Genomic DNA, 24,425 nt, shown 5'->3' on the forward strand with positions numbered 1-24,425 from the left:
TTCTACCGTGTATATGTCAAATCTATCATATCATGATTGGAGGGTAATCGACTTCGTTTTCTGTTCCCATTTTACAGCTATACCTAGCTGTTCGGATACCAATCTTAATGGGACCAAGGTCCTATTATTGATCATAATCGGGGAAACTTCCACCTGTTTTCTTTTTCCATTGATAATAATGTCTTTGCTGCCAAGGGTTAAATCTATCAATGTTCCACCTCTGAGCACGGTGATTCGCTGACTCGCGCCATCCCAATTCGCCTGCCCTCCAAAATAATCAACCACATAACGAATCGGCACATAAGTGACATCTCCCTTAACTATAGGAGCCACATCCACAGCTATCTTCTTCCCGCCTGCCGAGATAGTCTTCTGCCCTACCGTCATGACGACAGTCGTGCTCTTCGTATTGGCGCTTCCAACAAGGCTCGGTACCGAGAACTGAATATTGTCAAAAGCCACACTGCCTGTAAGCGCGCGTTCGTCCTGACCGTCAGCCAAGTTCACCAGGTACAGGCGCTTCAGCTTGGCTGACGAACCTAAGCCTGAGGAGGTAAGATCAATATTCAGGTTCTTCCAACCTGTCCAATCAACCTGACGAGCCAGATCCACATAGACGGACTTCCCGTTCACATCAAACTCCGCACGAGCCCAGTTCAGACTGGAATCGCCAAGCACATCAATAGACATAGAAGTCGGATTCGCCGGAACGCTCTTGCCGGTTGTCCCATTAATCTGAGCATAAGCGTACTTGTTCCCTGTACCGCCCGTCAGATCATAATTCAGCTGAAGCACCTTGGAGCTTGCATGGTCACCTGTTCCTTGTACAACCTGCGCCGTCCCTTTCGCTTCTGCCGGAAGTCCTGTGAAGGCGACCGGGTAAGACACGTTCTCAAAATTCTCCCAAGCCTGCTGTCCAGCCTGGCTAAGGACAATCATTGTACTGAATCCATCGTACCTTGCGATGGCATAACCTGTCTGCACACCCGGCTTAACCGATTGCACAGTTAACGTGCCGTCCTTCACGCTGCCGCTAAAGCCGATAAATTCCCATTTGAGCGCTTCAGCAGGGACTTTTACCGAGCTGCCGTTCTTCAGCTGAGCAGTTACCGAAATATTAGATGATGTTCCCGCCGTAAGAGGTAAAGACTGTGTGCTGGCTGTAAGGCTGCTTAGGTCAGCCCCGCCGAGGACATTCACCTTCATGCTGGTCTTTGCTGATCCGCTGACTGCCGTAATTTCTGCTGTTCCGGGCTTCGCTGCCTTAAAGCTCTGGCCTGTCCAGACCAGACTGCCGTTGCTGGATTTCCAGCTTGCCTGAATCCCGGATGCATCCACCGGATTGTAATACGTATCATAGCCTTTCAGCTTGTAAGTTGCTTCCTGACCGATTAGGAGCGAGCTGCTGCCGCTTACCTTAAGGCCTTTCAAAGTTCCTTGAGGAGCCTCACTGTACACACCCAGACCACTAGCCACCAGGCGCTGAGTCGTTCCTCCATTGGACGTATCCGAGGTAAGCCCCACTTCTGTCTCGGCAAGCGGGCGGTTGACCATGGTCGTTGAACCTCCACCATCCAGGTCGAGGCCCTTCCATACCCCAATGCTGGTCATGAATCCCTGAAGCTCACTCAGCTTCATGCCGCTGCTATTGTCGTTCTTCTGGGCAGTAATAATATAAGCGGTATGTCCATCCTTGGAATAGCCTACAGCTGTACGGGCAACCGGGCTGCTGCCACTGATTGAGGAAGTTGAACGAGTGAAAGAAGATGCTTTACCGTTGCTTACAAGCAAGGTGTGGCCGCCGACCATCATGGCCTGAGCGTTCGGATCCAGGGTGTTCCCGGTGGTCACGGAGCGCAGCTGGTAGTTCGCATCAACCCGCTGGCCTACAGCCAAGTGGGAGGTAATATAAGTTGCCGCAGTGCCGTGGGCACGCAGAATATAAGCTCCTTCAGGAACCTCACCCGGAATAGCCGCGCCCGGCGAGATCTGCTGTACCACATTGTTCTGGACAAGAACCTCGGTTGGGGTCGTTGAGCTGTCTTTTGGCCGATCTGGAGACTTCCATGCACTTGTATAAATATACAGCGCGTTCACATGGCTGTAACCTTTATCCGGCTCTGTACGGTAGGCTTCCTTGTTAATCCCTGCCAGCGGGAAGGTCGTTCCGTCTTGTGCACGGATACTTCCGTCGAAGGTGTATTCATCAATCGTTGGGGTTCCACTCTTACTTACTGCAAAGGCATACATCCCCTGCAGATCAGATGGACTTGTAATCATCGTTCCATCCGATACGGAGGCTCCCATAGGAACGCCCTGACCGTTCACATTGAAGAAGTCGGCATTGACGCCCGCTACTGCGCCGGTCTCCTTGGCCATACCCTGTACAGACTGACGGGTGGTAACCTGTCCTCCCTTACCGGTCATGACATCCAGCTTGATATAAGGGTTGGTCAGATCGACCTGAATCACGTCCGCAAGGACCTTGACGGTAGATCCAGAACGGTTAACGGCATATTGATAATGAATAAGCTTCGCGCCTGATGTTATCATCTCTTCTCCCAGCTTCACGACCGGGCTTGCTGCCGCATATACACTTCCACTAGGAGCCGAGAGAGGCCCCAGACTTAATACAGGCTGAATCCAGATCAGCCCCGCTAAAGTAATGATAGCCAGACGCTTCCCCCGGCTGCTGACGACGAACCCTACACGCTTTGCTTGATTTCTATCCATCATATTAAAATGCTACTCTCCCATCTTCATCACTAAATCTAGTTGTAGTAATCTCTCATACTATTAATAGACTTCAAAATGACGGAAAAGTTACGAAATATAGCGAATTTTCTCCAGTTGCATTTTCTTCCATGATTTTGTCATTTTATTGAATTAAAGGGCGTTTGGTGAGAGCGGAATAGAATAGAGAAGAGTACTACGGCCGACGAATTTAAGAGAATTGTTAATTGAGGAGCGAATGAGGAGAGGCATATAGTCTATTTTGACAAGAAGAGGCATAATAATTAAAATTTTTAATAAAACTTAATTCATTTGCTAACTAACTGGGTAATGAGTTAAGAAAATACATATAAGGGGATGTTATCAACATGAAAAAGGTTATTGCTGCACTTGCATTAGGAATGATGATCGGTTCTACCACGGTGGCACTGGCTGCGCCGAGTACGGTGCAGGCTACAATCACGAAATTCAGAATGATTGTTAACGGACAATTGAAGTCTTCAACTTCTACACAACTGGTGTATAAAGGCACTACATACGTGCCCATCCGTGAGACAGCCAAATACTTCGGCTATAATACTTTTTATAACCCTCATTTTGATTCTATTGAATTCACTCAAAAGAACAAGATTTCTAACAAATGGTCCACACTAATTGAATTCACCAACTTAAATGATTACGAAATTCTGCCTTCCGATGATTCTAGTGTTCTTACTATTGGCACACCTAAAAACGTAGCATTTAAAATTACAACTTCGGTCTTAAAAGAAGGAAGTGAGACAACAGTAATCACTACAAACGGTAAATTATTGCATGTCTTGTATTCTAACAGTACCTTATTCCTGAATAAGGAAGACTTGAAAGCTGCAGGTTATAATATCTAGTATACAACGCTGAATTTAGCAAGAGGAACCTATGTCAGTATATTGACATAGGTTCCTTGTGTTGTAACAAGTTGACTTTTACAAATAACCCAGCTTCGTAAGCACCCGCTTCAGCATAACCGCAGCTTGAGCCCGTGTAGCATTACCTTTCGGATCGAAGGTTGTGGTGCTGGTCCCTTGGATTATGCCTTCCTGATAGGCTTTGGCGACAAAGTCTTGATATGAGATCTTCTTACTGTCCTTGAATCCTCTTAGAGTCTGTGCCGGAGTGGTTCCTAGCGTAACGTTATACCCTGCTGTACTTAGTGCGCGAACCATCATGATCGCCATTTGCTCCCGGGTAATCGGGCTGCCCGGTTGGAATGTGCCGTCTGTGTTTCCTGTAATGATTCCCGCCTTAGCCGCGGCATTAATATATGCGGCTGACGGAGATAATGAGGACACATCCCGGAACCGGCTGCCAGATGAATTGTCTGGCGATAGGCCAAGACCTTTGGCAATATACACTGCAAACTCAGATCGTGTAATATTTTGATTCGGCTGGAATTGGTTCTGGGTACGGCCATCGATAATTAGCTTACTGGCTAGTTCATTTATATCTGTGCTTGCCCAATGGGAACTTACATCCGAGAAGAATGTAATGCCTGTAGCTGGGCCGGCAATAATGTTACTAGGGATTTGGGCAGTCAAGGCCGAGTAGCTCCCTAATTTGGTTACCTTGGATGGAAGAAAAGATCCTGTACGCGTATTTGCATCAAACTTGATCATAGCTGTCTGGGATGATGGTGCACTTTTGCTAGTGCGAATGATCAGTTTGCCCGTAATATCAACTGGCTGAGCTGATGATGAGTTTGAAGATACTAGACTAACGTAGGTTTCAAATGGATCTTCAACAGCCGTATATGACACACCCGCTCCTGTACTTGTTGTTTGACCCGTTAACGTAGATCGGGAGATTCTCTCTAGCTGAACAACCAGATTAGTTGACGTGAATGAAGTTCCTCCTACAAGACGTGATAGATCTGTAAAAGATATTTTGGCTAATGGGATTTCATATAGCACATCTCCGTAACGAACGATAAATGAAGGATTGCCCCCGCGTGTATAGGCCTCCATTAAGGCTTGAAGAGGAATTACTACTTTAGCTGCCTTCTCCGTGGAAGGCACTTCAAAAGCTAATGCACGATCAAGTCCAGCGGTTGCCACGAAATTATACGCATCCGACAGCTTGCTCTTGTCCAGAGTGTACTTATTAATATCCTGGCCTGCTCGGGATCTATCATTCACCTTAGAAGCCGTACTTAAATTCAGCACGTATGCAGCTCTTCCAAACTCCCCTGACTGAAGCAGAGTTAAATATGATGGAAGACCATTGTTGCTTGTCGCTCCTTCGGTTAAGTTCTGGAGAGCCATGCGGCTGAACGCCGGGACAGCCTTGCCCTGACTGTCATACAGGAGCGGACTTCCCTGCATATAAGACAGGTCAGCTGTCTGGCCGGAAGTGACCGGTGTTGAAAGTTTAAGCGTAATTGTGCTTCCGCTGAGCGAAGCCGATTGAACACCCTTTTGCTGATTATCAGCGGTAACATAGAACGAATTGGCTGGAAGACTAGCTGACGAATAGCTTAACGTACTGTTATATACAACCGTCACTGTATCCCCATTAACTGTGGCAGAACGGATATTCTGGCCCGCCGTAGAGCTGTAATTCACAGGCTCAAGGTTAAGATATCCCGCCAGATTACCGTTCAAGTCACTGATCCCGCCAGAAGCGGGTACGTAGGAGACGGTTACAGTCTGCGCTGCTGTATAAGATGATGCCAATGTCAAAGTAACCTGATTGGAACTCACGACTACCGCGGTAACATAAATCGGTGAATTATTCACAAGAACTGAATATTGGCTTTTCATCGGAATTCCGCTTGGCTTCAGAGCTTCGTTGTAAGTAAGAACAACTGTATTGCCGCTCCCCTCTGCCCTTGTAAATACAGGCGGCTTCGTATCATAAGTGTTGCGGACATAGAAGTCGCTGAATCCAGAGATATTCTGACCTCTATAGTCTTGAAGCGGGTAAGAGCCTGGTGAATAAGACACCTTCACAACCTCGCCGTCCCCTACAGAGCTGGACAAGTATAGATACACGTAGCTTCCACTCTGAGAAATACTGCTGATTCCCTTGGAGTATCCATCTGATGTCACTGAGAACTGACCTGCCGCATAACTGGATACGCTCTTCAGGCTGTCCCGGAAAGTTAGAACTACCGTGCTTCCACTGACATATCCGTCCTGCGGCTTAGGCAGAGCGGAATCAATTCCGTTGGCCACCTCACGCAGAGAGAAGGCGGAAGCTGCGTTCTTGTATAAGTCCTGAATAGGTCGAACCGTATTGCCTGTATAACTGATGCGGATATTTTGCCCAACGGCCACTCCTGTCTCCAGGGCCACATACACAGCATCCCCTGACACATATGCGCTTGAAATACGCCGCGATTCATCGTTGACGGTAACCTGGAAGCTCGAAGTCAACAGGTTAACGGATGAATCCAACGTCTTGTTATACTGTAGACGAATCGTTGAATTGTTATAAAGCTGAGCACTTTGAAGCAGTGGAGCCGTCTTGTCCAGTACACCTGTGCTAAAGCTCCAGCTGCTTGTACCGGTGAATCCGGCAAAAGAAGCATTGGTTGCACTGTCCAGAATTGCGCCTGCAGCAATATCCACATAATAGGTTGCACCAGCATCAAGTACCGATCTAGGTGAAATGATGAGCTGTGAGCCGCTGGTCTGAATGAGCGCCGATGGGATAGATGTCGTTCCTGCTTTACGGAGGGTAATCAAGTTCCCTTGTCCATTCTCCAAGCTGCTCACTGAACCCTGAAGCTTAATACTGCGGTTAAACGTCAGTGTTGGTATAACGGAGGTACTCGCTGCACTGCTTTGATCCGATGGATTTTTGCTTGTTACTGCCAGCTGGGTGGACACCACTGAACCTGTAGTGAAGGTCCAACTATATGCAGTCGAACTTGGATATGAGTTGTTATCACTATCTGTAAAAGCTCCCACGGGTACAGTTACCGTATAACTCGTTCCTGGCGTAAGCGCCGTCTGCGGCACTACGGTGATTGTATTCGTGCCGCCACCCGTTACACTGGAGGAAGTTAGCGGTACACTTTGTGCAGCCAGCCCTGAAGGCTTGATGCTGATAGCCCCCTGAACCGGATAGACCGGACGGCTAAAGGTTAACTTCAAGCTGCCGCCTGGAGTTACATTAGCCGCAAGATTCGCGGGACTGACTGAATTCAATTGTACAGCCGTTCCCCGCACATTAAATACCCAGTCTTGGGCACTTGTAATTCCTGTATAAGACTGATCATCATCATCAACAAAGGCCCCCGGATCAATCAGCACGTAGTAACGTTCCCCGGCAGTAAGACCAGATACTGCAAAGGTTGCCGTGTCCATGTTCGCTCCGGTTATAGCAATCTGCGTTGATGCCACCGGCAGAGATAGGATAGATGTATTATCTGAAGCACGCTTCACTGTAATATTGCCGCTCTTCCCTTTCATAACCGGCTTGCTGAAAGTGACACTGAGCGTCTGTGAGGTTGAACTCACAATAGCATTATTTAACGGAGCGAATGTACTTGCGCTTGGCGGTACACTGCCGGCTGTAAGAGTCTTGAACCTATACGAGAATGCTGCCGAATTATTCCCTGCTTCGTCCACGAAGGTTCCCTCAGACAGACTCACAAGGTAATTGCTTCCGGGTGCGTACGTAATACCAGAAGTGTCAATATTACGAATCGTACTATAAGCATCTACCACACTTGGGGCTACTGCAATTGTTCCTGCAACCGATGGTGTGCTGTCAGGATCCTTGGTTACTGTAATCGTACCTGTACCCGCTTTCACTTTCCTATCAAATTGCACCTTCAAATCAACCTTGGTTGGATCGATCCCTTTCGATCCATTAACCGGTGTGGTAACCGTAGGAATAAGCGTTGGATCTGGCTGAACAGCAGCCGCAGCAGCTGCAACCGAGACTACCATATTCAACCCCATAACCAGCACTAACCATAAAGCTATTTTCGTCCTCACTCTAGTAACTTCTCCCTTCAAGTCCAACTTATATATTTGAAATATGTATAATCAGTCGTATATCTATTTTCGGCTAATAAGCCCTCTAACTTTAGTTTCCTACAAATTTATCCAACCACTGAAAGAGATTAAGCATTATAAGACAGGTTTCCCCCGTTAAAAGAATACAAAAAAAACGGGTAACCTCCACATTCGGAGGAATACCCGTCTTATATTTTGTAAAGTAAATTCAGCTTACAGACCTGCTTGCTCTTTAAGGAGCTCAGCCTTGTCTACACGTTCCCAAGGAAGATCCACATCTGTACGGCCGAAGTGACCGTAAGCTGCAGTCTGATGGTAGATTGGACGACGAAGGTCTAGCATACGGATGATTCCGGCAGGACGAAGATCGAAGTTGTTGCTTACGAGTTCAACAAGCTTCTCCTCGGACACTTTACCAGTTCCGTATGTATCGACATTAATCGATACTGGTGTAGCTACCCCGATCGCGTAAGCGAGCTGGATCTCCACTTTGTCAGCAAGACCTGCAGCTACAAGGTTCTTCGCTACATAACGTGCTGCATAGGCTGCGGAACGGTCTACTTTCGTAGGATCCTTACCGGAGAATGCACCGCCGCCATGACGAGCATAACCGCCATAGGTATCTACGATGATCTTACGTCCAGTCAAACCGGCATCCCCTTGAGGTCCACCAATAACGAAACGGCCTGTTGGGTTGATGAAATATTTAGTATCTGCATCCAGCAGTTCAGCTGGAACTACAGGAAGAATAACTTTTTCTTTGATATCTGCTTGGATCTGCTCCAAAGTTGCTTCTTCAGCATGCTGTGTGGATACAACGATTGTATCAACACGGGTCGGCTTACCGTCCACATACTCAATCGTAACTTGTGTCTTACCGTCTGGACGAAGGTAGTCCAGGGTGCCGTCCTTACGTACTTCAGAGAGACGACGAGCAATACGGTGGGACAGAGCAATAGGAAGAGGCATAAGTTCAGGTGTCTCGTTCGTAGCAAAACCGAACATCAGACCTTGGTCCCCTGCACCAATATCAGCCGTTTCCTTATCCACTTGGGCAGGATCGCGGTTCTCCAGCGCCGCATTCACGCCTTGGGCGATATCCGCGGACTGTTCATTTAGTGACGTCAGCACTGCACAGGTGTTATAGTCAAAACCGTACTTCGCACGGGTATAACCAATATCCTTGACGGTCTTACGTACGATAGACGGGATGTCCACGTATTCGGAACTCGTACTAATCTCACCAATTACAAGCACCAAGCCCGTCGCAACGGACACTTCGCAAGCAACGCGAGCATTAGGGTCATTAGCCAGAAATGCGTCAAGTACCGCATCAGAGATCTGGTCACAAATCTTGTCCGGGTGTCCTTCGGTAACGGACTCGGAAGTAAACAAATGTCGCCCTTTAATGGACATGAATTCTCAACCTCCCATATGGATAGTATGGCAATCGCCAACCGATCCTACACAAAAAATGAACCTTTTCCGCTCGGAAAAGGTTGAAGTACAAGCCTCAAAAGTCATATTAACGTATTTGTACCCCCCTGTCAATCAAGGGACAAGGCTTATTATTCCTGATTTCCGATTAATAATTGTAGTATAGCTGAGAGTATTCTTTATAATGTAAAATGCCGTTCTGCGTGCGCCACCAAACGCTTCGTAATCTCCCCGCCCACAGAGCCATTCTCACGCGAGGTCAAGTGACCCCAACTGCTTGTAGTATGACCATTTCCCATGCTTCCAAGCTCCCCGGCAAATTCAGTATCTGCCGAACCCATGGATCCAGCACCATAACCTACCGGAAGACCGAACTCTGCTGCGATCTCATACTTCATTTGCTTCAGAGCTTCCCGGCTTTGCGGTACGATTTGACGACTTCTTCTACTGCTGCTTGCCATTAGAATACACCTCCTGAGTAAATTGTATACAGGATTAGTATCTCTGCCTTGCGGACTTGTAGCCGTATGAATGTTTGTTATTATATGCAATTAATGGCGCTGCTGGTTAACAGGCTACTTAATTACATAACCGCCTCTAACCATGACAGTAAGACTCATCTTCTGTCCGTCTGCTACCTGAATACCCCGGCCTTCCCTTGGAAAAGATAACAGATGATTACTTGCAGCCGTCTCTCCATTGGCTACATCCTTACCATCCGTCAGATCCGCCACACCGTTAGCGTCTGCACTATATATAATGGCCTTACCGCCACGAACGATGAACTCGGCGCCTGCCTTCGCGATCAACGTCTGACCAGGCTTCAACGTAACGACTTCAATCCCTTCACTAGTGGCTGCTCCTCCAGTCGATGTTCCCGTCCCGCTTCCAGTGTCTGGTGTTGTTGGCTTTGTGGTCGTGGAGCCACCACCAAGCGCTTTCTGAATCTGCTGATCTACATAACTCTTCGTAACCACTGGATCATCCGCAGTACCTGGCTGGTTCGTTACGCCTGCGCCTTCAGCTTGAAGATTCAACAAGGATCCCGCTATTAATCCACCACCAATTAAAACGGCTGCTGCCGTGACTTTCCACATTCTATTCATGAGGTGCCTCCTGCCATTTTGGAAATTCTTTCTCTTATCTATTAATGATAGAGGTTTTAATAGGGGGAGACAAGCAAAATCCCCGAGGACGGGGATTTTCAACATTAAATTAGTCTATTAATTGTTTACTAGATAATTTGCGTTATAGTAGAACCCTTGGTTTGCCAGCTTAATCTTTTGACCCTGAAACTCATCGTATAAAGAGAAGTTATAGGATCCGTACTTCATTTTGTCGTAAATAGTATCATCAACGTTAAATGAAAATGTATTATTAGTACCCAATTTCAAATCTGTTTCTGGTGTTACTTCTTTTTCAAAGGTTCTGCCAGTACTTGTATCTAATATTTCCATTACAAACTTATGCCCTAAATCGCCAACACTATAGTCCAAGTCCTTTTTGAGAGTATACTCAACTTTGACTTGAAGTGAGCTAGAACCAGTTAATACTGCGTCAACATAATTTATTCCAAGAGTATATGGGAATAAATCTATAGATTTAAGTGTTCCATTTAATGCCGGTTTAACAACGTTTAGTTCCATCGAAGTTGCATTAATATATCCCGTTGATTCTCCTTTAGCAGGAGTAAGCTTATTATCTGTTATGCCTTCGCCAACAATCAATTTCATATCAGGAACATTTATTCTGCTCGGAATTTTAGTCCACAAGGCTACAACACTTTTCTCATTTGGACCTACCGGTGTCTCAATTTGAACCGTCTTAGCCCGATAGTTTTGTCCACCCGCTGCTTTATAATATCCAACTACTTGGGACAAATCAATTTGGTGATCCTCAAGGTTCTTCACTTCTAGTTCTGTATATACGATGTCTGAGGATGTTCCTGGGTAGACAATAGTCTTACGGACTTTGAATTCTTCTTTATTTCCACTTGTTATCATCTGATATGATGATTCTTTCTTAATTGTATTAAGTTCTGGTAGACTTCCTAAGTTCGTAAATTGGAACCAGGGAGATGTAATTGGGTTAGCTGCATCACCCGACCTTTCCAATAATGATATTTGTAGTTGGGAAAAATCAAGGTATGAAGGTAACTTAGAGATTACATAAAGATCCGTTGACATACCTGCACCTAACAATGCAACACTTTGAGTATTAATCAATTTCGTATCAGCCGTTAACTTTGCAGAATCTATCGTGAATTGACCTGCTAAATCTGGTAAGACTACTGTCTTATTGCTCTTATTCGCTACGGTAATTTTTGCAGCGACCAAATCACCGTCACTCCAAGGCAATCGCTGTACACTTGCTAATGTTAATCCGAGAAGGCCGCTATTCGTCTGTATGAGTTGTTCGGTACCCTTTGTATTCTGAAGAGGTGTAGCCTCTGGCAGTGCAAATATTCCAACTGGATAACTGAATACATTTTCTTTGCTGGTGCTTGGTTCTTTACCAGTGACGTCCTTATTAACATCATTAGACGATTGCGGAACATTGACAAATAACTGTAGCTTCTCATCTACTAAGTTTGATGGAAGTGAAATATTTAACCTTAAATTCTTTTCTTCTTCAGGCTTAAGAGACACATTGTCTAATCCTTGTACAGTGATCGGGAATGTATATCCACTTGGAGTATGGATAACAAAGTCGTATTTAGGTACTGCAACTGTCGTCCTACCCAAATTACGAATTGTAAATTGAATTGCCAGATCACTGTTGTCATAACTTTGGTTAATCCATGCACCCTTTACGCTTGCCCCGATTTTACCTGTTGGCAGTGTTATAACTTTCTCTGCGTAAGGGGCTGTAGTTATCGATTGATTTCTGGCAACTGGCAGCTGCAAAGTGGCAATAGGTAGACTCAACTTCGTAGTTTCATCATCCTGTATGACCTGAAACTCCAAATTTTTGAGAGGAACACTTTTAGGGATGGAAGCCATAAGATTCAGTTTCTTCGTGTCTTGTGGCTGAATTCTGTAATCTATGCCTAAGGAGTCCGCCGTTAATGGATAATTTGAACCCCCTGATGTTTTTATAACCATTCTTACCTTTGGATCTTCGAACATCTTATATCCAACGTTCTGAAGATCTACAGTAACACCAACATAATTATAATCACCTGATAAGTATGTTGTTACTTGGCTGACCTTCATTTTTATTGGAGCTTCATTAATACGAACCGTTCTAGACTGGCCTGAAGGTGTAGAAATTAAATATGATGCGGGGATTTTGAATGAACCTAAGTTACTCTCATAATTCGGCTTACTGAAATCCCATTTCACAATTTGAAAAGCAAGATCGCTGATCTTTATATTCTTACCCGTTTTTACAATGTAGGTTAAAGTCGTTGTTGATCCAGGTGCTACATTCTTCTTGGTTGCATCTGTTGACTTAAGAGCAGCGCTATACATCGATCCTCCAGCAGATTTAACTCTTGTCCAATAATCCGTCAAATCAAGGTTTTTTGAATCACCATTATTAAAAGTGAGTGTGTATGTAACAATACTACCTTCATCTTGAGTTAGTACGTTTACTTCGGAGAGGCGAACGGAGCTTTTTCCTGTAAGTTTAATTGCAGGTAGTGCATTGATAGTGTGGACTATAGGTGTTTTTGCTTGAACTTGTGAAGCCTTTGTTGCACTTATAGAGGTAGCAGCTGATACATTTGGTTCCAATGTACTTCCTACAATTAACGTCAGCACTAATGAGACAGACGGAAGTAAAGCCTTTTTCAAACTGAATCCTCCCATTCGTTAAATAGTTTCTACTAATTTAAACGTATATAAGTTGAAATTGTTTCATTAAATGGAAACAAATAATTTACCCGTGTTTTTCACTGTTTTCTTGCATACCAGAGTTCTCCTTCTCCCCTTATCAATTCAATTTATAATCAAAAGGCCTTCTATACTAGGTAGTCTAAAAAATAAAAAAAACTCAGACCGAAGTCTGAGTTTTTTAAAAATTAATTAAGGAGTAACAATTACAGCATTAGAAGTAGTGTTACCAGCCAAATCAGTGATATTCACCTTAACATCAGATGTACCGAATTTAGCAACGTTTGTTGTACTGTTATTTGTAATTGTTAGCACTCCACCAACCCATCCGAAGGTAAGATCAGAAGAAGCTGCACCAGTTACTGCATTTTTCAATGCTGTTTCAACAGCTGTTTTACTTGCAGTATTAAGTGCTTCACTGAATGTAATAGTAGCATCATCAGATGTAGCGATACCAGTCGCATTACCATTAGCAAGTGCAGTAGTTACAGTTGGAGCAGATGCGTCCGGAGCAACATCAATTGCAGCTTGAGAAGCAACGATATTGTTACTTGCATCCAAGATAAATCTTGGGTTAGCAATTGCTACAGACATTACACCTTTGTGTTGGGTAGCACCAAAGTTAATTGTAAGGAACTTATCTCCTGCAGTAACTGCATCTACAGTATATCCAGTTCCCGGTTGAAGAACAGTTCCGTTCTCGTCGGTAACTACCAAATCTGTAGCATAGTTTGTAAGTGCAGAACCTGTTGCAGCTTTCAACGGCTCATTGAAGTTAACTTTCAAGCTAGTTCCATTAGCAGATCCAACCACTGTATCAACAGAAGCTGCAATCTTATCAGTTAGAGTAACTGCACCACCTGCGTTGGAAGCTACTGTTCTGCCTTCTGCAGTAGCAGTGGTAGCATTAGCTTTAACATCTACAGTAACAGCACGAGTATTATATTTTGCATCGTCCGACAATTTAGTAGCATCCGCCAATGTCAGATTAACTTTCTTAGCATTATCTGCATCAAGTGAAGCTGCAATGACAGTTAGAACTTCACCACTTGTAGATTTCACTACAAAATCAGAAGGATTTACTGTATTAGACAGAAGGTTTTGATCGAACAGTACGCTAACTTTATTGTTAGCAGTAGCTGTGGATGATTGCAGGACAGAAACAGCTGCATTTCCAACAGCAACATCTTTCGTCAAACCAGAGATGTAGTTACCGGCAGAGTCTTTAACCAACTGAACACGGATATTAGCAATTGTTGTCACCGCTACATCAGATGGGAAGGAAATGATTACCGATTTGCCATCTGGAGTAATGTTCAGACCAGTACCGGATGGAAGAGCTACCCAAGTACTAGGAGCAGCAGTAGTAGCGTAGAAGTATTTGCTTGCCTCTACAGCTGAACCATCACCAGAAACTGACATTACTTTAGGATAAGTTACAACGATACGGTTCAGACCACCATTTGTCACGGAGTTAGCAGTGATAAGGGAAGTATTTGCACCTGTTGTGTCAGCGATATCAAATTTCTTAGTGTATGGCAACATTACGTTATGAAGCGTTGTAGTGTCACTAATACCAGAAATTTCGAGTGTGTAAGAAGCACCTTGACTCAATGCAGATGACAAAGTAACTTTAACAGTTTTGTTGTCTGCTTGAAGAACTGGGGTCTTCAGCTTGCTTACTTCTTTGCCGTCTTTATCTTTAATTACATAGTTAGAGCCTTTAATAACATCAGCATTAGTAAGTGTCTTGTTGAATTTAACTGTGATAACTTGGTTTGTGCTATCAAGTTCTGCATTCACAACTTCTGGGCGAGTTTGGTCCAGAACAGGCGATACACTTACTTTTGTGTTGTCAGCGATAGCATTACCAGAGTAATCTTTTACGCCAGTTACATAAAGGTCAGTAGCGTATTGGATTTTATTAGCATTAAAGTCAAACTCAAAAGTATCATCAGAAATTTGTGTTACATTACTACTAGCATACTGTTTGGAAGTACCAGATAACCAGTAAACGTTAGTTCCAAGAACAGTAGCAGGGTCTACTGGTTCGCTGAATTGAAGACGAACCTTTTCAAAAGTAGCACTTGTTACTGCTTTGATAGTAGGAGCAGTAGTGTCTTCTGCAACAGTAAATTTCAAATCAGTTGCCAAAGATTTTAGTGAAGAATAGTCACTCACACCGTTAACAGAGATAGTGTGTTCACCGTTTGAAAGCGCAGAGTAAACTTTAACAATCAAAGTTTTTCCGTTGATTGAAGTGTATCCAACAACAGGCACACCATCAATTTTCAAGTTAGCAGCTGAAGCAGTTTGGACTGGCTCACTAAATGCTACTTTAATTGTTTTGTTACCAAGTGCTTCTGCTGATTGAGCAACAGGCAATGCAGCATCTACTGGCGTAAAGGCAACATCTTTTGCAGAAATCACAGTATTACCTGCTTTGATATTATTCAAAGTCAGTTTGTACTCAACTTGGTTTGTAAGAGCAGTCCCAGCAGTAGTGTCCAAAGTCAGAGTTACGGTTTTTCCATCACTGGAAAGTGAAGCAGATTCAATGATTTTGCTGTTATTCAAAGAGTAGTTGCTAGCATCTTCAGCAGTAGCCTTATCAACTTCACCATCAAAAGCAACAACTACTTCTTTAAGGTTGCTTGCAGATACGCTAGCAACTTTAGTTGCAGTAGTCACAACATAAGTAACTTTAGTTGCGATTGTGTTACCTTTGGAATCTTTGAATTCTACAGCTGTTTCTTTGTTAGCTTCAAGAGCTTTGTCAAGTTTAACCTTAACAACTTCTTGGTTGGACAGTGTGAATTCAACGTTGTTAGCGTCTACCACTTTGTAAGAAGCTACAGTTGGGATAGAACGTTGTTGGTCAACTGCATAAGCTGCTACAACTACTTGGGAGCGAGTTGCTGCTGCTTGATAGTTGATACCTTTTTCAAGGTAACCAGCGTTGATTGCTGCTTGGACATAACCTTTAGCCCATGCAGTTGCGCTGTTATCTACACCTTCAGTTGGAACAGTAAGGTTCAATGCACGAACCAATACAGTTGCCAATTCTTCTACAGTAACGTTACCGTTGAAGTCGAAGATTTTTTTAGCAGTGTCTTTACCTTGCATGATTACTGGAGTAGAAGAGGATACAGCCTCGATGTAAGGAGCTGCCCAGTTCTTAGCATTGTAGTTCTTGTCTTTGAAAGAATACACACCAGTGATTTCTTTCAATCCAAGAGTTTTAACGATCACTTTAGCAAGTTCTGCACGAGTGATTGTTTTCTCCAAGTGAGCGGAACCATCTGGGTAACCAGTAAGGATACCTTTTGCTTTCAATGCATCAAATTGTTGTTGTGGAGTTTGGGACTCAGCACCGAATGCTACAGAAGCAAACATGGAGAATGCCATTGCTGTAGACAATGCTACGGATAAAATTTTCTTCATAACCTTTTTTTCTCCTCCTTGAATATCTTTCATTTGAGAATTTTCTTTAAATGTATAGCTCGTGTTACTCATTAGCCGATACACCCCCTTTCCCGAGTTGAGCGAATTACTATAAATTATGTCTGTGAACGGTGCCACAGAAACTTGTAAACTTTGGAGCACGTAGAAATAGAGTAGTTACCTAATCCTACCTTGACATTATACAATGGGTCCCTAGAGGCGTAAAGATAATTTTTCTAGTAAATAGACAAGTTTCCCTATGAGGGACATTCTGGTTTGTCTAAATTGGTCACCGTTGTTCATGTTCTACATCTTAAACGCAGGGAATTTCAAAAAGTTGCGGGTTGCGGAAAAAATATTTAAATTATTATGCAATTCCTATCCGAGCCCTTTTATTCAACTTTCTCCCAGCAATGGGGCTTAACGGTTATTAGTATACCATGGGGTATTATGCCAGTCATTAAGCAACTTTTCCCAATCCAATACCCTATATCTATCCATCTCAAACATAGAAAAAAGACGTCCATAACATGGACGTCTCCCTACTATATATAGTATAAAGAAATTCAATTATTACCTTACTTTCATAGCCAGTTCAATAATACGAGCTCGCATCTGTGGATCAGAATTCAAATTCGCATACATATTCTCGATCGGCTGCTTGTTCTCTTTGTAAGATTTCTCGTGCTTCATTGTTACGTGTGACCAGTCAATTAGAGCATTCTCGGCAACGGTAAGTTCGTTGAAGGCATCATGAAATCCAGTCTCTACCACGAGTCCTTCCATGACCTCTTGGGTAACCTCTTGCAATTTCTGAGTTTCTCCGATCTTCTTCTCCAATACTTTCGCTCTATCCTCAAATTTCGCTTTTGCTTTCATATAATCCAGTTGAGCTTTCGATAATAACGGTTTCATGCGCATATTCACCCTTTTGCAAAAAATGTCTATTACTCTGTTATTGTATCCTAATCTCTGAATAATTACAAAAAGATGTAATTGGTAATTATAGATTGTCCCTATTTCGCTATTAATACAAGAATACCCGCCTGTAAGCTCACACTCACAGGCGGGTATTGAAAGTTCATGCTAGCTTAAGTTCTTAGGGAAGATCTTGGTGCTCTTCTTAAGGAGCTCTACAGCGATCTTGCCGGCTTCTGCACGGGTCAGATAACCTTTGGCGTTGAAGCTGTACACCGGCTTCTTCTGACCGGCAATTGTAGTAGCACTTCCTGTCATTACCTTAGCGGCGTTCACAGCTTGAATCGCTGGTCGTGCGTAGATATCAATACTGCCAGAGTCTACAAAAGATTTGGCCAGGCTCGCATTCAGCTTGTCATCATTTGTTGCCATCTTCAATTTGAGCGCCCGAGCAATCATGACAGCAGCCTGTTCACGAGTGATTGGCATGTCTGGTGCAAAGAACCCTTCTGTCTGTCCCGTAACAATACCTGCTCTTGCAGCTGTCTCAATATACTCAAAGCTCCATGTTGCCGACTCTGCTCCATACACAATATCGAAGAAGGTTTGTTCATTAGGATCATACTTAAGCGGTAGATTAAGTCCTTTCACAAGCAGCGTTGCGAATTCTCCCCGGGTTGTGCGATCGTCAGTACCGAATGCATCCGCCCGCAGGTTGGACATAATTCCTTTAGAATAAAGACCATTCAAAATATTACGGGCCCAATTATGATTCGTGATGTCACCGTAGGTTCTACGAAGTTTCATTACTTTGTAATAACCAAAATCATCGAACGGTACGGTAATCGTGTGGTTCTTCATATCCACTTCTCCGCCGATGTTCTCCCAAGCGCCCTTATTGCTTGTTCCGGTGTATTTATAGACAGTAACCGTAGTTCCCACTTCATCTACCACATTCTTATCGAAGGAGATCTTCAGGGATCCACGCTGGGAAGGTACTATCTTCCGTTGGCCGGATGGTACATCCTTCTTAGCCCGGCTGCCGTTATAATCCGGGAAGTCTCCTTCCACGGAGTTCGGAGCAATCCCATTGGTGGATGGATAATATACATTGCCATTACGGTATTCACCCAGTCCTCCGCTGATCCAGTAAATATCAGATATGCGCGTGAAATTGCCTGAGTTGATGTTTGAATTAAATCTTGCCGTCAAAGTCGCATCCAGGTCGATCTGGTCAAGCGCGCTCTCATCATTCGTCTTAGGCAGACCCACGTAGTTGCCATAATCATCGCGGCGTTCTACTACGCCATCTTTAGGATCCGCAATACCGAAGAGCAGCTTGTTGTCAGGGTAGTATTGCGTAACATTGAGGCCTGGGTTAGCAGTCTGAAGCACGGTTCCTTTAGGGAAGCTTAGTTCCACACCCTTGTTAAACACACTGTATTTATTCGCTACCTTCTCTGCCATAAATTCAGAATTCACAGCCACTGTAGATGTGTAGTACACACTGATTGTATCATTCAAGGTACTGTTGGCACGCACAATTTGGATTTTGATTGCCGTTGCCTTGTCTGGCTTCAGACCTACGAAATCATATACAAAACGATCCTTCATACCATCAATTTGAAGCGGTTTTGCTTGGTCCTTACCAATCATTACCTTGGTAGCACCCTCAGCCTCAATATCAAAATGTACGAAGTTCTTATTAACGATATACTGGTTACCTACAGTTGGTCTTGGAGAGAGTAAGCGGTAAGGCTCTACCGTCTTGGTAATCTCCAGCTTCTTGGTTGTACGTGCGCCTGTGCTATTTACAAGTTCGAGATTGTAAATATGGCTTCCTACAACATCAAAATGCACGCCTCTAATGCGAAGCACAAAGTCCTTCTCACTGCCAATTAGATCATAGTTGTACGTTTTACCGTTCAAAGTAAAGCTTTTATCCAATTGTTGAGTCACCTGATCCTGGGACAACTGTTCGGAAATAATTCTCTCTGAACCAAAGTACAGATTCAGGAGCGTTGCGCCTCCACCTCTAAGGACAACATCATAATCATCCAATGTGGTTGTATAGTTCCCCTGTGCACTGTTATACACAAATCTTGGAGACAACGCGAACAGACTGGACATTGTTGATGCGAAGGACTCCTTCTCTGCTTCTGTAGGCGCAGAAGTCAGATTAAAGGAAATCTTGTTATACAGCGCGAGTGTAGGTAGATCTGGACGATCCGTCACAGCCAAGGAAGGCTGGAATTTATCGATCGTGGATGAATTCTCATCTACGATATAGATGCGCAGACTCTTCTCTATCTTCACCGTATTCCCCAGTGCATCCTTATACGTGCCTACAAATTTGATAATATTCTCTCCGTATACAAGCGGTCCGGAAGGCTTGATATTCAGCTCAAGGTCGAAGCTGGTGTGGGATGTATCAACTCCAAGAGTAGTATCCTTACCATCATCGGCAACGCCCTCCTTCAAGCTCGTACCGTTAATCCCGTTGACGCTGTATTCAGCTACTTCAATGTTCGTGAATCCAAGATATCTACCTGTAATCTTCAGGCTGTTCGTATTTTTGGAGTTAAATGAATACGTCTGACCATCAATCAGATTATCAACATAAATATTATTCATGGTGACATAGCTGACCGTAACATCTTTCGCATCCTGACCATAACTAAATCTGAGATTCTGCTGTCCACTTGGGAAGTTGGTAATTTTGTAAATTTCCTGAGTACTAGTTAATCCAACTGTACCCGGTGCAGCAATAGGAGTCATAGTGAAAGTTTTACTGCCACTAGGAAGGAATTCCCCATTAAGCGAGCCAGCAACTGGTGTCTTACTTGAATCCACCAGGATATAGAACGACCCGGAATTCACCTGCGCCCCATCTAATGGTTCTTGGGATACCGTTGTGACATTGGTTCCTTCCTTATAGTTCGGAAGGTACTTCAGCGATGTAATCAGAGACTGATTAGGTAAGTATTTATAAGCTGCACTAAAAGTAGGATTGAACATGTTCGTTCCAGCTCCGTACTCGATTTTCAGCTTAATCGGTTGATTCGTCTTGGAAGTGTCAACTGGAATTACCGAGTTCGTTATAAATGTAACCAGACGATACTCAGGCTGTCCTGATGCTCCAGGAATAATGACCTCTTCCCCTGCCGTAGAGCTCAAGGATCCATCATCTTTAAAAGGATTCATAGAAAGGAGCGTAAAAGGTATATTCGTAGTCATATCGTTAACATATACCTTAGCCTCGCTCGCGAAAGTATTCGCACTCGTGCTGTAAGGGATAAGCGCCTGCCCGATCACCTTTACTCCTCCGGCAGTAGTTAGATCTGTCGTTACTGTAGGAGTGTCCTTGAGGATACTGTAACCCTTGGTTCCATCATAAACATACAACCCGGTTATCGGATCCGTTGATTTGTAATAAAAAATTGAACGCTGTACTGTAACTGAATCCGAGCCATTCTGAATTACAAGCTTAATGGTATTCAAGCCTGGATTCAATGTCACTCCTGCGGTGTAGAAGGTGCCTGTATAAGTATCTATTGTACTCTCTTGGGTACCCCCACCGTTAGCAGACATTATCACTTTGGTTGCATTCATTGCAACACCTTGAAGTGAGATTACACTATCTTTGACAACAACAGGAGTTCCCTCATTCAAAGCCACTCCTGTTGTCCCTCCACCCATGAGCTTCAGTTCGCTTAGGTAAGGAATCTTGTCGTAAAGAACATAGAAGGATTCAGAACGCTGCAGCTCACCTTGAAGCCCTGTGAAGGTAATCTTGTTGAAGCCGGCAAATAGACTTAGATCTTTGGCAACAAATCGCTTGCCTGTTGTATCGTTTGGATCTAGAGTAATAACACCATAATTATAACGGGTAGAGTCTGGCACCCAGCTGACTTGCCCGGAGCTGTTAGCCACCGAATTAAGCTGTTCTACCTTAACTGTCATATTCGTAGAAGATACCTGAGCAAAGCTACCGTTTATCGTTAAATTGGGCTTGCTGTACTTATAGACATTATCACGGTTGATCTGTTTCCATTCAGCTGGGGTCTTAGTACCATCATGATCCGTACTGGTATATTCCGTAACCAATGAGATCGTCTTGCGAATATCCAGAATGTCCGGGCTGAAATAAGTTGCTGAAGACAATCCAGAGTCTGCCTTAGCTACTGGAGTTAACCCAACCGGTACCAAAGAAACTATCATTGTCAACAACATAAGCCATACTAACGGCCTCTTAACGCGCTGCATGTATGAATCTCTCCTTTTTGAAGTCAGTTATCTTATTTATCGGACAAGGGTGAGCGATTTTGAAGAAAACTGGAATAATAAATCCAAATTAATGGAATTTTGCCTCCAATATGGATAGTTCATCTATCGATGCTTGTATCCAGGTATAGAAAAAGTCCCACTGCACCTATGTGCAGTGGGACTTTTCTGGTTATTATAAATTTCACTTACATAGAAGCTTACTTGATTCGACGCAGTTCTGAAATATCAGCTTCATGTTCAATTGACCGTACGGACAGCTTCTCTAGAAGCTTGTCATGTCTCTCCTGACCTTCCTTGAGGCGGGTGAACTGCCCGTGCAGCTTGTTGACATCCATACTAAGAGCGTCCAGCTTCGCATCGGTCTCTTCCTGCCGATCACGAATGGCCTTTACGATCTCATTTGTCTCACTTAGCTGCGTCCGGAACAATTCTTGTGTATCCTTAATTGAGACGACTTCTGCTTTAACGTCATGTATTTCTGTCTTCACAAGCTGAATCTCTGTCTTCATAGCCTGCTGCTCGCTTTCGATCCGTCCCAGTTGGTTCACAATCTGTTGAAGCAATTGTTCACTCATATTTACCCCTCCTCACAGTAGTTTTCTCATCGGCTGACTGTTTTCTTTAGTATACATCACTTGTGCTATTTGAGAAACTTCATTCTGCTGGCATCCTAACATCTGAAATTATAAAAGACACCCCCCGCCATATCTTCCACAGACGAGAGGTGTTCTTAACTAGAGTAGACCATCTAAATATTCAGATCAATTAATCCGAGCCTCGTTCCGTGCTCTCCTTCATTCGCAGCCTTGCGATGAAGTTAAGGACAGGACGCTTCGTCTTGCCGATCAAGCCGATAACCTCTGCACCGATCTGCAGGAAGAAGACCATGATACAGATGACAACGAAGGTGACCCAGTTGGCCGAATAGAGCGCGGCCGAGGACTGGATGATCGCAAGCACTCCGAAGAATGCGGCAATTCCGTAAATGATCAGCACGGTCTGACGGTGGCTGAAGCCCAGCTCACGCAGACAGTGGTGAAGGTGGCCTTTGTCTGGCGAGAAGATTGGCTTCTTCTGCATCCAGCGGCGCACAATAGCGAACATAGTATCCGACAAAGGTACTCCGATCAGGATTAGCGGGGTCAGGAACGACACGATAGCGACCTGCTTAAATCCTAACAAGGACAACAGCGCAAGGCTGAATCCAAGGAACAACGACCCCGAATCTCCCATGAAGATCTTGGCCGGGTGAAAGTTAAAGTACAGGAATCCCAAGATACTGCCCAGCAATAGAAGACAAAGCACGGCTGTAATCTCATTCCCCATAATAAAGGCCATTACCGCGATCGTACCGATTGCTATCGCCGATACCCCTGCAGCAAGCCCATCAAGTCCATCGATCAGATTGATCGCATTCGTCACACCGACAATCCAGAGGATCGTGAACGGAATCGACATCCACGTCTCTACGGATGAGTAAGTGTGAAACGGAATATTAGCAAATTCAATCTTAATATCAAATCCGAACACCACAACACACGCTGTAGCAATTTGGACTAGTAATTTTAATTTCGCAGACAGATCAAATCGATCGTCTAAAGCACCTAGTAATACAATCATAGTTCCACCGACTAGGAATGCTCCTACAAAGTCGAGGTCTCTGGAAGAGATATAACTCTCCGGGATAAAAGGAAGTAACGCGACTAATCCGATTACGAAAGATAAATAAATGCCTAGTCCACCGAGTCTCGGCATAACTCTAGTATGCACCTTACGTGCATTCGGAACGTCAACTACGCCAACCTTAATCGCGAATTTCTTCACCAGCGGCGTCAAGCCAAGCGCCAGAACGAGCGAGACGATAAACCCGATGATATAGATCATCAACATGTCAATTTCAACCCCCATTTTATCTACCGAATGAATTATACTCCGAATGCGAACAAACTACCAGCTCTGTAAATCAGCAAAATTCCGCTAAATTTCAGAGGATTCCGCCTATTTACCGCACTTTCGTGAGGTTTTCTCCCTCACGCAGTACTTTGACGGTGAATTTCGGCAGCGCAAGCATTCTTCGAATCCTTGTAGGTTCGCGGAGAAGACGGTAGAACCACTCCAGATGCATCTTCTGCATGAATTTCGGTGCACGCTGGGTCCGCCCTGAGATCACGTCAAAGCTTCCTCCAACTCCCATAATTACAGGGACACCAAGTTGTTCTTTATATTTGGCAATCCACGGTTCTTGTGTATCTGCCCCCCGGGCTACGAACAATAGATCCGGCTTAGCCTTAACAATATCTGCAACAACCTCAAGATCCTGCTGTGGACCAAAGTAACCATCACGTGTACCGACGATCTTCACTCTCGGATACTGCAATTGTAACCGCGCGGATGCTTCCTGAATCACTTCGGGGGCTGCCCCGAGCAGGAATACTTTCCAGCCCAGCTGCTCTCCTTGCTTCATCAGTTCATGCAGCAGGTCGAACCCCGCCACACGCTCAGTTACGGGTTGACCGCCCTTCCGCGCGGCCCATACCACTCCGGTTCCATCCGGCACAATCAGATCTGCATGCTGCATCATGGACTTATATTCAGGGTTCTCCAGTGCGGCCATCACCATAATCGGATTAGCGGTAATAATCTGATGCGGCTTCCCGGTCTGTACGACTTCAACCAAGTACTTGACGGTATCTTCCATCCCCCATTTGCAGACTGGAATGCCGAATACAGATACGGTAGGCACATTTGCCGGCTGCTTCATGTTGAT

General features: G+C 44.4%; 13 protein-coding genes. 1 reads left to right on the forward strand and 12 read right to left on the reverse strand.

Annotation, left to right across the window (positions count from 1 at the left end):
* Positions 1–30 precede the first annotated feature (30 nt).
* Positions 31–2,736, reverse strand: coding sequence for a stalk domain-containing protein (locus ACRRNK_RS19910; RefSeq protein ID WP_433944337.1), 2,706 nt, complete (start codon positions 2,734–2,736; stop codon positions 31–33).
* Between the two features lie 365 nt (positions 2,737–3,101).
* Here ACRRNK_RS19910 and ACRRNK_RS19915 point away from each other — a divergent pair, with 365 nt between their 5' ends.
* A complete protein-coding gene (locus tag ACRRNK_RS19915) occupies positions 3,102–3,617 on the forward strand; it encodes a stalk domain-containing protein (RefSeq protein ID WP_433944338.1) in 516 nt (171 codons plus the stop codon).
* 78 nt (positions 3,618–3,695) lie between these two features.
* Here ACRRNK_RS19915 and ACRRNK_RS19920 read toward each other — a convergent pair whose 3' ends face one another.
* From ACRRNK_RS19920 to ACRRNK_RS19970, 11 genes are all read right to left on the reverse strand, one after another.
* On the reverse strand, positions 3,696–7,715 hold the full coding sequence (locus tag ACRRNK_RS19920) for a SwmB domain-containing protein (RefSeq protein ID WP_433944339.1): 4,020 nt from the start codon (positions 7,713–7,715) through the stop codon (positions 3,696–3,698).
* Positions 7,716–7,949: 234 nt separating this feature from the next.
* The gene (metK, locus tag ACRRNK_RS19925; protein WP_433944340.1) at positions 7,950–9,152 is read right to left on the reverse strand and encodes a methionine adenosyltransferase; all 1,203 of its coding nucleotides are present in this window, start codon (positions 9,150–9,152) and stop codon (positions 7,950–7,952) included.
* Between the two features lie 200 nt (positions 9,153–9,352).
* Complete coding sequence (locus ACRRNK_RS19930; protein WP_433944341.1) at positions 9,353–9,634, reverse strand: small, acid-soluble spore protein, alpha/beta type; 282 nt, start codon at positions 9,632–9,634, stop codon at positions 9,353–9,355.
* Positions 9,635–9,748: 114 nt separating this feature from the next.
* Complete coding sequence (locus tag ACRRNK_RS19935) at positions 9,749–10,279, reverse strand: hypothetical protein (RefSeq protein WP_433944342.1); 531 nt, start codon at positions 10,277–10,279, stop codon at positions 9,749–9,751.
* 117 nt (positions 10,280–10,396) lie between these two features.
* Positions 10,397–12,970, reverse strand: a complete 2,574-nt coding sequence (locus ACRRNK_RS19940; protein WP_433944343.1) for a hypothetical protein — start codon at positions 12,968–12,970, stop codon at positions 10,397–10,399.
* Between the two features lie 231 nt (positions 12,971–13,201).
* Positions 13,202–16,525: an Ig-like domain-containing protein gene (locus tag ACRRNK_RS19945; protein ID WP_433944344.1), complete on the reverse strand. Its 3,324-nt coding sequence runs from the start codon at positions 16,523–16,525 to the stop codon at positions 13,202–13,204.
* A gap of 501 nt (positions 16,526–17,026) precedes the next feature.
* Positions 17,027–17,368, reverse strand: coding sequence for a hypothetical protein (locus ACRRNK_RS19950; RefSeq protein WP_433944345.1), 342 nt, complete (start codon positions 17,366–17,368; stop codon positions 17,027–17,029).
* A gap of 171 nt (positions 17,369–17,539) precedes the next feature.
* Complete coding sequence (locus ACRRNK_RS19955; protein WP_433944346.1) at positions 17,540–21,592, reverse strand: S-layer homology domain-containing protein; 4,053 nt, start codon at positions 21,590–21,592, stop codon at positions 17,540–17,542.
* A 263-nt stretch (positions 21,593–21,855) separates the two neighbouring features.
* Positions 21,856–22,233 carry a hypothetical protein gene (locus ACRRNK_RS19960; RefSeq protein WP_433944347.1) on the reverse strand — a complete coding sequence of 126 codons (378 nt, stop codon included), beginning with the start codon at positions 22,231–22,233 and terminating at the stop codon, positions 21,856–21,858.
* A gap of 190 nt (positions 22,234–22,423) precedes the next feature.
* Positions 22,424–23,548 (reverse strand): glycosyltransferase family 4 protein, encoded by a 1,125-nt coding sequence (locus tag ACRRNK_RS19965; RefSeq protein WP_433944348.1) that lies wholly within the window; start codon positions 23,546–23,548, stop codon positions 22,424–22,426.
* 112 nt (positions 23,549–23,660) lie between these two features.
* Positions 23,661–24,419, reverse strand: coding sequence for a WecB/TagA/CpsF family glycosyltransferase (locus ACRRNK_RS19970; RefSeq protein WP_433944349.1), 759 nt, complete (start codon positions 24,417–24,419; stop codon positions 23,661–23,663).
* Positions 24,420–24,425: the final 6 nt, after the last annotated feature.

Source organism: Paenibacillus sp. SN-8-1 (genome assembly GCF_050995535.1).
Classification (GTDB): Bacteria; Bacillota; Bacilli; order Paenibacillales; family Paenibacillaceae; genus Fontibacillus.